This window comes from Zobellia uliginosa (genome assembly GCF_900156625.1).
GTDB classification, from domain to species: domain Bacteria; phylum Bacteroidota; class Bacteroidia; order Flavobacteriales; family Flavobacteriaceae; genus Zobellia; species Zobellia uliginosa.
In genome coordinates this window covers 355,211-367,018 of the sequence record NZ_FTOB01000002.1, presented here as the reverse complement: position 1 = coordinate 367,018, position 11,808 = coordinate 355,211, and the positions used below count along the sequence as shown (strand labels likewise).

Genomic DNA, 11,808 nt, shown 5'->3' with positions numbered 1-11,808 from the left:
ATATTAAGAACTTCAACTACCAAACCGCTACGTACATGAAAAATGCATCAATTTTTATCGCTCTGATTCTCTTTTTTTCTTTTCATTTTTCCAATGCCCAAAATAAAGATAAAGAGCATCCTAATGTTGTTCTCATATTTATTGATGATGAAGGTTATGGTGATGTTGGCGTTTATGGCGCCACTGGGTTTAAAACGCCCCATATCGACCAATTGGCCGCACAAGGCACACGCTTTACCAACTATTACTCGGCACAACCTGTTTGTAGTGCTTCCAGGGCGGGACTAATGACCGGCTGTTATCCAAATCGCATAGGGTTCTCGGGAGCACTTTTCCCACGACATGAGATCGGTTTAAACAAAGATGAACTTACCATGGCGGAAATGTTCAAGGAGCAAGATTATAAAACGGCCTGCTTCGGCAAATGGCATATGGGTTGGCAAAAAGAATTCTTGCCCTTACAACACGGGTTCGATGAATTTGTTGGCCTGCCCTACTCCAATGATATGTGGCCGCAGGACAATGTTACCGGCGAAAACCTTTCTGATAAAATGAATAGGGCCAACTTCCCAGACTTACCTCTAATTGAAGGAAATACAACTACATCCTATATCAAAAGCTTAAAAGACCAAGATAAATTAACGACGCTTTACACTGAAAAAGCAGTAGATTTTATAAACCGAAATGCTAACGAACCTTTTTTTCTATATGTACCGCATACTATGGGACATATTCCACTGGGCGTATCCGATAAATTTAGGGGCAAAAGCGAACAAGGTCTTTATGGCGATGTCATGATGGAAATCGATTGGTCGGTAGGCGAAATCGATAAGGCCCTAAAACAGAACGGCATTGCCGACAACACTATTTTTATTTTTACAACGGATAACGGACCTTGGTTGAATTTCGGAAACCATGCGGGCTCTTCCGGAGGTCTTCGCGAAGGTAAAACCACAAGCTGGGAGGGTGGACAAAGAGTGCCCTTTATCATTCGCTGGCCAGGAAAGACCCCAGAAGGAACGATGTCGGACAAATTGGCCTGTGCCATTGATTTGCTTCCTACCTTCGCCGCGATTATCAATGGGAAACTATCCGATAATAAAATAGACGGCGTAGACATATCATCGCTTTGGAAGGGACAATTTTCAGAAACACCTCGTAATACCATATTATATTATTACGGAAAGAACAACTTGAACGGAGTTCGAAAAGGCAATTGGAAACTGGTATTGCCCCACACCTACAGTAGCTATAATACCGAACCCGGCAATGATGGCATAGGAGGAAAAAGAATAAAAACCGTAGTAGAGCAGCCCGAACTCTATAATATGATGCGCGATCCGGGGGAAAGATATAACGTAATCGCCTATCATCCCGAAAAAGTAAAAGAGCTGATGCTAGAAGTAGAAAAGGCCCGTAAAGCATTGGGCGACCTGAACGTCGGCATTGAAAGAGGAACTGAAAACAGGGAAATCGGCAAACTCTAAAGAACATTTTTGACATCCGTAATTTACCAAACCCAAAATGACATTTATATGAAACTGAATCGACTCATCTGCTTGCTGGCCTATCTTCTACCCTTGATTTCCATCGCCCAAGAAAAGAAGCCTAACATCGTCTGGATTTTTTCCGATGACCATTCCTATCAAACCATTGGTGCCTACGGTGGTAGGCTACAAAGTCTGAACCCAACGCCCAACATCGATAAATTGGCTGCGGAAGGTATGCGCTTTGACAAAGCCTATGTTGAAAACTCAATTTGCGCCCCCAGTAGGGCCACGTTATTAACGGGAAAAATGAGCCACCTCCACAAAAAAAAGGACAACACCAAAAAAACCGTATTTGACCACGACCAACAACAGTTTCAAAAAATTCTTCGTCAGAACGGCTACCAAACGGCCATGATCGGTAAAATCCATCTTCCCGGAAAAATGCAGGGGTTTGATTATTGGGAGGTACTTCCTGGACAAGGCAAATATTACAACCCCGATTTTATTACCGAGGAAGGTGATACAAACTACAAAGGCGAATACGTTACCGATGTTATTACCGACCGTGCCCTGAATTGGTTAGAAAATGAACGCGACCAAGACAAACCCTTTATGATGATGGTACACCATAAGGCCCCTCATCGTAACTGGGATCCGGCAGAACGCTATATGAGCAAATACGAAAATGTAGAAATACCCGAGCCCGACAATTTTTTTGACGACTATGCCACCCGCACTACAGCGGCCCATAAACAAGAGATGGACATTGCTACCAGCATGAATACCCATATTGACCTAAAGGCCGAAGGTGACCGCTATGCCAATGACCCAAGATATAAGGAGCGATATGCTAAATTCGCCGCAGCCAACCTTAAGGGAGAAGCCTTGGTCAAATGGAAATATCAAACCTATATGAAAGACTATTTACGTTGTATCTGGTCAGTAGATGAAAGTGTGGGCCAGATAATGCAATCGCTTAAAGAACAAGGTCTAGACGAAAACACCATCGTCATCTACTCCTCTGATCAAGGTTTTTACATGGGCGAACACGGATGGTTCGACAAGCGTTTTATGTACGAGGAGTCGTTTCGTACACCCCTAATCGTTAAATGGCCGGGAACGGTAAAACCAGGAAGCGTAAACACCGACTTGGTACAGAACATCGATTTTGCAGAAACCTTTCTTGACTTGGCCGACGCACCCATTCCAGATGATATGCAAGGAAAGAGTGTCGTACCCCTATTAAAGGGCAAAGCCCCTAAGAAATGGCGTAAATCTATCTACTACCACTATTATGAATACCCCGGGGCACATGCGGTCCGCCGCCATGAAGGTGTGGCCAACCAACGTTACAAACTGATTCGTTTTTATGGGGAAGATGTGCCCAATGGGGAAGAATGGGAATTTTACGACTTAGAGAAAGACCCTTCGGAAATGAACAACCTATATGGCGTATCTACGGTAGCAAAGCAAATTTCAAAAATGAAAAAAGAGCTCGCCAAATTGAAGGTTCAATATGCCGTATCCGAGTAAATAAAATTGCAGTTACAAAGAAAATAGAAAATGAAAAAAATACTACTGGCCGTCTTGTTGTGCGCTTCAGCCTATGGTTCTGCGCAAGAATCAACACCTGACCCAAAAAAATTAGAACCCTATGTGAACCAATTGGGGTATAATATGGGCGAATCTAAACGCTTTGTCTGCTATGGCGCCGAAGACGACACTCCCTTTCAGATTATAAATACCCGTACGTCAAAAACGGTATTTGAAGGTAAAATATTGAATAATGAAGGATGGTTTTCAGGGTTTGACCCCACAGGTTCAAACGATGAATATATCATCAAGGTCGAGGGCCATGGAAATTCGGTTCCATTTTCCGTAGCGGACCACCTTTTGGAAACCGCATCTTCAAAATTGGCCTATGACTTTTTTGTCGATGCCAGGGGATTTGCCGATTTGGAAACCTATGACATGGCTTCGGTCTATGGGGGCGGGCCCACTCGTGACGTCGGGGCATACGGACTCGAAGCGGTCTTTGAAGTTTTACAATATGCCAGCAACCCGGCCCTCTTCGATAATTGGAAAACGGAACTGGGCGACAAAAAAGTGGCCGATCTTATCGACCTTATTCTTTGGCACGCCGAATTTGCCTATAAATACATTGACTATAATGGCCCCGTAAAAACCCGTCACGGCACCTTGGGCTATCAAGGACAACCGAGAATGACATACGATTATTGGAATACCTTAGACCAACTGGCTGCCGTTTGTGCCGCCTATCATTCCTTCTTAAAACCATACTTGCCCGAAGAAACCTATCAAAAATATCGAAAAGCCTGTTTAGACAATTGGGAAGCTTATGACCGTCATAAGGTTGTTCGATTTTGGACGTACAGTACAAAATGGGTCGATAAAGGCTTTCAAGAATTCAATGAAATGGGCAATGCCTACGGGCAATCGGTCTTTCGTAACCTCTTCATGTACGAATGCGAAAGACATGAAAAAGACGGTAATCCCGAAAAGTTTTTGAAATGGGCGCAATCAGGTGCCTCAGATATTATTACCAATTGGGACTTTAATAACCCCCGTCATATGTGGTGGATTAGAAATGCCGAACACATAACGCCACAGGCCCTGTCGTTCTTTCTATTATTGGCACCCGACAAGGCCCCTGAAGGCATAAAGGAAAAACTGGAAGCCTGGGCGCTTCATATGAAACAAAAGAGCAACAACTTCTGGAAATACCGCAAACATAGCGAAACCGAATGGGCCCACCCCAAAACCAAGGAATTGGGCGGGGCACCGGCCTTAGGAGGCTCCATGTTCGCCGTGGCCCATTTACTGAACGATCCTGATTTACGTGCCTTAGGCTGGGCCCAAACCGATTTTGTTTTCGGAGTGAATCCCGTAGGAACCCATCTTAGCAACAAAAGTGAGGATCGCGTAAAAATCGGAGGCTATTGGGCAGGGGTCGAAAAAGGATGGCCACAGTCGCATCCTCATGGCTATGGCGAACTCGGTAAGGTAAGGGGCGCCCTAGATGGCTCTCCCTTAGACGGACAATTTCCCATTGCCGAAAAGCTCGAAGCTATTGAAGGGAAAAACGACGGTCGCGTTTTTGGAAAAAATGCCTACGCGACGGAAGGTTGGGGCATCTCCAATCGAGGTTGGCAGGCCACAGTCACCTTCTCTACCTTAGGAAGCCATAGCCTCAAAGTTTTTGATGCGAAATACAAAGAGGAAATATCAAGTGTAAAACCGGGCCAAAGCATTACCATTCAATTGAAGGCGGCCCTAAACCTTGACCGAAATGCTATTGACCAAGGATGGGTGTTGTTAAAGCATGGGGAGGAAACCGAAAAGATCAACTTGAAGGAAAGCGGAGCCAATACCGGGACCTTTGTTGGCAGCTTCAAAATACCGAAAAATTCGTCGGTAAGCTTTTTAGTTTTATCTTACGGCTATCTAGGCCTTGACAAATCGGTCAGGCTAGACGTAAAAAACTAAACCAACACCTCTTTTAACATGAAACATTTTTTAGATTATTCAGTTTTTTTTATCCTCATAATAGCAGCGGTATCCTGCAAGAAGACATCTAAAAAAATGACCATGAGCGAGGTAAAACAAGTAGTTCTTGAGCCTAATATAAAATTGTTGGTCGGCACTCATGCCGACGGGGATGACGCCGGCATATACCAACTAAACTTCAACACCTTAACGGGTGAACTATCCAATATACAACATGTGGCCAAGGAAGGAAAATCCGGTTACCTCTACCTATCAAAGGACGACAAAAGGGTGTACTCTTCCAACGGTACAAAACCTGGAAGCGTTTCGGCCTTTGTATGGAACGAAGACGGAAACCAATTGGAAAAAATTTCGAATTTACCAAGTGAAGGCGATGGTGCCTGCTATATTGAATTGAGTTCAAATGAAGACCTTCTAGCTGCCGCCAACTACGGTTCGGGAAGCATTGTTATGTATGCCGTTGACGAAAACGGGGAAATAAGCGGAAAGCCCGTAGCCCGACAGCACGAAGGCGATGGTCCACACCCCAATCAAAAATCGGCCCATGCGCATTGTGTAAAATTCAGTAAGTCGGGCGATTTTCTCTATGCGGTAGACCTTGGTACCGACCAAATTTTGGCCTACCCCGTCTCCAATAACGGTGCACTGGAAAAAGCACATGTGGCCTTACAATTAGAACCGGGTGACGGACCGCGTCATTTGATATTTCACCCCACGAAAAATAGGGCCTTTATCATCAATGAGCTCTTCAGCTCGGTAATTTCGGTGGAAATGGATACCAAGACGGGTACTTTTACGACCATTGACAAAAAGAGCACGCTTCCCTTAGGATATGACGGCCCGAATGCCTGTGCCGATATCCATTTGAGCGATGACGGTAAGTTTTTATACGCCAGTAATCGCGGACATAACAGTATTGCTATTTTTTCGGTATCGGACGATGGGCATATGACCTCCTTGGGCACCGAACCCGTTCAAGGGGACTGGCCTCGTAATTTTACTTTGTCGCCTGGCAATAATTTTCTGCTCGTCGCCAATAGAAAAACCGACGACATTGCCGTATTTAAACGGGACAAAGACTCCGGCTTGCTATCATTTACAGGAAAAAAAATAGGCCTACCTCAACCGGTATGCCTTAAATTCAGATAGTTATTCTCTCCTCTTGGCCGATAAATGTAAAAAAATTGCCATGGATTTACGTGTCGCCAAAAGGAGAGAGTAAAACTAACTATCCGTGCTTTCTAAATTATATCTAGATTGATATACTTATGTTCTTGATCTACTTCTTCTATGACCATTCGCTGCTCTCCGGCAGGAAAGTCCCATATTAAAGTATCGCCTTGGGCATAACCGATTACGGCTGCACCCATGGGGGTCAAAATTGAAATTTTATTACTGTTCACATCGCTCTCGGTGGGCACTACCAGTTTGAACTTTTTGCGCCACCCCGTTTCAGATACAATGCTAACGGTCGAATTAAAACGAATAACATCTTCCGGCATCTCGGCTTCGTCCCGAATTTGGGCAGACTCTAATTCGCCTACTAACTTCTCGACCGATTTGCGAAGCGTCTTGTCTTTATAATAGCCCGTCAGGTTCATGAACCTTTTCAACAGCACATACTCTTTCTTCTCTATTACTAAGCCACCATACTTCATGATTCTATTATTTATGGAAAAATACCTCGTTGAACATAAGCTTCTTCTAAGCGTTCTATGGCTATGATAAAAGCCGCAGTACGCATATCTATCTTCCGGCTTTCGGAAGTTTCCACTACTTTGATAAAAGACTCCCTAAGCTTTTTCTCTAGCTTTTGAAGCACTTCATCCAATTGCCAAATCTCACCGTTGCGGTTTTGAAGCCATTCAAAATAGCTTCCGATAACCCCTCCTGAATTACAAAGGATATCCGGTAAAATAGCCACTCCTTTTTTCAATAGGATCTCTTCTGCGGCAACATCGGTCGGACCATTGGCTCCCTCGGCAATCAAATAGGCTTTGACCGAAGATGCATTGGCCTCCGTAATTTGGTTGCCCAATGCGGCAGGGATACAGATATCACAATCCAATCCAAAGAAGGCGACATTATCTAAGGTTTCTGCCTTTGCAAATCCCATGATACTGCCTTTATTGGCCTTGGTGTATGCCAAGAGGTCTTCTACAGAAATACCATCTTCGTTTACGATACTGCCGTAGGCATCTTGAACGGCGATCATTGAAGCGCCTTCCTTTTCCAGAAAATGCGCAGCCCAATACCCTACATTACCGAAGCCTTGAACAATAAACCGTTTGTCTTTCAGGTCTATGTTCTTGTGCTCCGCCCAAAATTTGATATTTAAGAACACGCCGTAGCCCGTAGCCCGGTCACGCCCTTGTGAACCTCCGGCCCCAATTGGCTTACCCGTAACCACATGCATATTGGTCGACCGCTCTGCCGGTGATTTTGTAGACATGTACGTGTCTAAGATCCACGCCATGGTCTGGGGGTTTGTGTTCACATCTGGAGCGGGTATATCGAGCTCTGGACCGATATTATCGCCCAAGGCATACGTAAACCTGCGCGTGATGCGCTGCAACTCGTCATTCGAATATTTGGTAGGATCTAATTGAATACCTCCCTTGGCACCGCCGTACGGCAAACCTGCCAATGAAGTTTTCCAGGTCATCCACATAGCCAAGGCACGTGCTGCATCGATATCTACCGTAGGGTGATAGCGAAGTCCCCCTTTATAAGGGCCCAACGAATTGTTGTGCTGCACCCTGTACCCTGTAAAGATTTCAACTTCGCCATCATCCATCCGTACCGGAAAATGAACAACGAGTTCGTTGTTGGTCACCTCTAATATCTTTCTGATATTTGGGTTAAGATCAATGATGTCGGCAACGTTATCGAACTGTCGCATCACGTTTGCGAGCATGCCTTGTTTTAAAGCTTTTTTTTGCTCGGGTGTTTTAACTATCATATTTGTATACTTAAAATAAGACCTCTTCGGCCTTGCGATTTCTCTTGTGGCGTTGCGTTTTCGGTTTGAGATTACCGTTATCCGCTTGAGTTTGGTCGTGTACATGCATATATTCACTACACGAACGGATAAAATGTTTGTTGGATGTAACTACGCAACTATTTACATGTTGACACGTATTGCAAATACTTCTGGTAAATAAGTTCATACGATGCTAGTTTTTTAGATTAACAACCAATGAAACCTGCCCGATAACCTTATAGGGTAAACCATAAGGCGCGGACAACCGGGCAGATTTTCATAACCAACTATCAAAACTAATTTGTAAGCAACTCGCCCGATGCCAATGCATCGTCGATATCTGCGGAGATGAGCGTATGGCTCCCGAAGAAACGACCGCCATCTTTGCGCTTTATTTTTATCTCGGTAGCGCCGTCTTTTCCTTCTTCAATAGACGTTACCACTACCTTGTTTCCTTTTAAAGACTTATAATTGGCCAAACCTCCCCTTTTTATAATGAAATTGGCCCTAGGAAATTCTATATGCTTGTATTTATGGCTCGTAGGCACTCCTATTTCAAGTACATCGCCCACCTTCACTTGCTCTCCTTCCTTATGGATATCTCCCTGTGCATGCAACAGATTCGCCGAAAAGAAAAACACTACTATATATTTAATCATCCTTTACTCTTTTTAAGGTTAATAATTCTAAGTTTTAAACCGGTAGATTTTCTATTTCCATAGCCCCTTTCAACTCATCGTGATAGTGGTCTACCTTTACGATTTTCAACGAAATACTATCTGCAGGGGAACCATATTGAAAAACATCATCTTCGGAAAGCCCCAAAACGGAAGCCCCAATCTTACTGCACAGGGAAAATCTTTCGTTTTCAATGCATGCATCCTTGGGCCGAACCACTTGAAATATTTTCTCCCATCCGAATATGCTGCTCACCGTAACCATGGAATTCAACCGTACCACATCTTGTGGCATATCCTCGGCCTCGACCACCAAGGCGGTCGCTAAATTCCCTTCAAAAACCTCGAGCACATCCTTATGGCTGTAATCCTCTATATACTTATTTCGTTCAAGGCATTTTTTAACCTCTTTAAAATCGTTCTTGACGAACACCAAACTACCGTACTTCATATGTATTTGCTTTTTAAGTGTCCGCTCAAATTTCTTGTGCCAAGACTTGAGCAAAAGCCATACCCATACGTAGGCCAAAACCAAAAAATAAATACAAATGATTGACAATCAACCACAAACAATTAATTGTTTTGAAAGTGAAGAAAAACGAACCGAGGAGAATTTACCCATTGGGAGAAAAACTCCCCACCTCCTTACTTAAGCTTTTCACGTAAGGTCTTACGGTCTATTTGAAGAATTTCGGCCGCCTTGGTCTTATTGCCCTGTGTATGTAGCAGTACACGTTGTATATATTCCTTTTCCATTTGTTTTAAGGGAGGAAAGGAGGTCTGCGGAAAATCGATTTTAAACTTTAGCGTATCGGGAAGTTCTTTGACCGTTATGGCCCCGTTAGACATGATAACGGCCCGTTGGATCACGTTTTCCAGCTCCCTGATGTTACCCGGCCAATCGTAGCGTTTTAACACCTCTAGGGCGTCTGGAGTGATCTTTAGCAAACGGTCCTTGTACTCTACCCCGTACTTTCTTAAAAACTTATCGACCAAAAGGGGGATATCGGACTTCCGTTCACGTAATGGCGGAACATCTATTTCCACTACCGTTAGACGGTAATATAGGTCTTCTCGAAATTTATGGTCCTTAATGTCTTGTTGCAAATCGGAATTTGTAGCCGCAATCACACGAATATCCACTGCTTCCGTTTTTCTAGAACCCACCTTGGTCAGCTCTTTCTCTTGAAGTACCCGCAACAACTTGGTCTGTACACTCAAGGGCGCCGTTCCTATTTCATCTAGAAACAAGGTGCCGCCCTCTGCGGCCTGAAAGAAACCATCCCTATTGTCATTGGCTCCCGTAAAGGCCCCTTTTACATAACCAAAAAGTTCGGCCTCCAATAAATTTTCGGGTATGGCCCCGCAATTGACGGCCACAAAAGGAGAGCGGGAAAACTTGCCCGAATAATGAATGGCCCGGGCCACAAGTTCTTTACCGGTACCACTTTCGCCTTTTACCAAGACCGTCGCCTTATTGTCTTTGACCCTCTCGATTACATCGGTAATCTTCTGAAATGCTTCCGATTCACCGATCATTTCATTATTTACGAACTTTTGTGCTCCGGGCTTATTGATTTTTTTAGCCCTTCGGCTTTCACCATGCTCGAAAGCTTTTTCTACCGCCTGACGCAGCTCTTCCTTGGTAAAGGGCTTGGTCAAATAATCGATGGCCCCCGACTTAATCACCTCTAAGCCCCCATCTACCGAAGGATATCCCGTAATCACCAACTTTGGCACTTCAGGGTAATGCTCATCTGCAAACTTCAACAATTGCAAGCCATCTACCTCGGGCATTTGAATATCGGTGATGAGGAGGTCTATAAACGTATCTTTCATCACATGTAGGGCTTCCTTGACCGAAACCGCCTTGTAGGTATGATAGTTCATCGACTGAAGATGACGTTGTAATAACTCTAGGATATTGATGTCGTCATCGACCAATAAAATGTTCTCTTTTTGAAGCATGTCTACAATTTAGGAAAATCTAGAATGAAAATCGTTCCTTTGGGTTTGTTCGGCCTGTGTTCGATGCTACCTTTATGGCTACTGATAATACCGTGCACCACACTTAACCCCAAACCGGAACCCTCACCCAAGGGCTTAGTAGTAAAGAAAGGTTCAAAGATCTTATCTTCTATCTGTGCCCCTATGCCTTCTCCCTGATCTGAAATACCGATTTGAATTGTCTTACCCTTTTCTTCGACCGATACAACCACCTCTCCCTTCACGGGTGAATAATAGATAGCGTTCATCACCAGGTTAAAGAGTACCTGGGTAAGCTGCACCTTATCGGCCCGCAGTTGAATGGACTTTGAACTGATTTTTTTGGTCAGGCGAATGTTCTTGGCGCGTAACGAGGGGGTCAACAATTTTAGGGTGCTTTCTACAATGGGGTTCAGTTCCACCATTTTCATCTCTTGCGGCATTTCGCAGGCAAAGAACATCAGCTTCTTGACTATCTCCCTACTGTAGATGGCATTTTCAACAATTTTATCAAGATCTCTCAAGGCTCCTTTATCTTTTACCCGCTCTTTGAGCAATTCGGTAAAGCCTAAAATATTTGCCAAGGGGGTATTGAGTTCATGAGCGATGCCGGCCGTAATCTCGCCCAATATGTGCAGCCTGTCGGTCCGTTCCATTTGGCGTTTCACCTTGGCCTCGCTATCCCTGATCTGTTTTCGCTCGAGTAGGCTTCCTATCGCAATGGCCACATTGTTCAGCAGGTCTTTTTCTTCCTCAAGAAAGTCCACATAAAAATACCTATCCTCCGGATAACCGACTTCTATTACCCCACTGACCTTATTGAACACCTTGATGTCGGCGTGCATAATGGTCATCTTGGAATGAAAACCTTCGGTCTGTACCGAATAGTCTTCCAAATTTAGGTAGGCCTCCGCCACATTGTTGAACTGCAAAGCCTTTTTAAGCGAATGTACAATAGCCTCCAATGAGGTTTCAAGCTGGTCAAAATCTGAATTTACAATTATGGAAGTTACCTCATAGAGACAGGTCAACTCCTTGATGCGTTCTTTTAATTTGTGTTTGATCGTAGCCATACTTCAGAAATAGTTCTATTTACAAAGATCACATTTATAGTAGACTTCGTCGAAGTATAAACAAAAAAAGT

10 protein-coding genes are annotated in these 11,808 nt (G+C 44.1%); 4 read left to right on the top strand and 6 right to left on the bottom strand.

From position 1 onward, the window contains the following. Positions 1–35 precede the first annotated feature (35 nt). The 4 genes from BW980_RS06280 (at position 36) to BW980_RS06265 (ending at position 6,167) form a co-directional block, all read left to right on the top strand. On the top strand, positions 36–1,487 hold the full coding sequence (locus BW980_RS06280) for a sulfatase family protein (RefSeq protein WP_076454086.1): 1,452 nt from the start codon (positions 36–38) through the stop codon (positions 1,485–1,487). 48 nt (positions 1,488–1,535) lie between these two features. Next, positions 1,536–3,023, top strand: a complete 1,488-nt coding sequence (locus BW980_RS06275; protein ID WP_139327622.1) for a sulfatase family protein — start codon at positions 1,536–1,538, stop codon at positions 3,021–3,023. A gap of 30 nt (positions 3,024–3,053) precedes the next feature. After that, positions 3,054–4,997, top strand: coding sequence for a cellulase N-terminal Ig-like domain-containing protein (locus BW980_RS06270; RefSeq protein WP_076454085.1), 1,944 nt, complete (start codon positions 3,054–3,056; stop codon positions 4,995–4,997). Between the two features lie 102 nt (positions 4,998–5,099). Beyond that, positions 5,100–6,167, top strand: coding sequence for a lactonase family protein (locus BW980_RS06265; RefSeq protein ID WP_175609862.1), 1,068 nt, complete (start codon positions 5,100–5,102; stop codon positions 6,165–6,167). Between the two features lie 92 nt (positions 6,168–6,259). Here BW980_RS06265 and BW980_RS06260 read toward each other — a convergent pair whose 3' ends face one another. From BW980_RS06260 to BW980_RS06235, 6 genes are all read right to left on the bottom strand, one after another. Next, complete coding sequence (locus BW980_RS06260) at positions 6,260–6,676, bottom strand: GreA/GreB family elongation factor (protein WP_076454083.1); 417 nt, start codon at positions 6,674–6,676, stop codon at positions 6,260–6,262. A gap of 11 nt (positions 6,677–6,687) precedes the next feature. Continuing rightward, the gene (locus BW980_RS06255; protein ID WP_076454717.1) at positions 6,688–7,980 is read right to left on the bottom strand and encodes a Glu/Leu/Phe/Val family dehydrogenase; all 1,293 of its coding nucleotides are present in this window, start codon (positions 7,978–7,980) and stop codon (positions 6,688–6,690) included. Positions 7,981–8,297: 317 nt separating this feature from the next. Beyond that, on the bottom strand, positions 8,298–8,660 hold the full coding sequence (locus BW980_RS06250) for a hypothetical protein (protein ID WP_076454082.1): 363 nt from the start codon (positions 8,658–8,660) through the stop codon (positions 8,298–8,300). A 34-nt stretch (positions 8,661–8,694) separates the two neighbouring features. Next, entirely contained in the window at positions 8,695–9,129 is a 435-nt protein-coding gene (locus tag BW980_RS06245; RefSeq protein ID WP_139327621.1) for a GreA/GreB family elongation factor, read from the bottom strand. Between the two features lie 194 nt (positions 9,130–9,323). Next, the gene (locus BW980_RS06240) at positions 9,324–10,646 is read right to left on the bottom strand and encodes a sigma-54-dependent transcriptional regulator (protein ID WP_076454080.1); all 1,323 of its coding nucleotides are present in this window, start codon (positions 10,644–10,646) and stop codon (positions 9,324–9,326) included. A 2-nt stretch (positions 10,647–10,648) separates the two neighbouring features. Next, on the bottom strand, positions 10,649–11,737 hold the full coding sequence (locus BW980_RS06235; RefSeq protein WP_076454079.1) for a sensor histidine kinase: 1,089 nt from the start codon (positions 11,735–11,737) through the stop codon (positions 10,649–10,651). Positions 11,738–11,808: the final 71 nt, after the last annotated feature.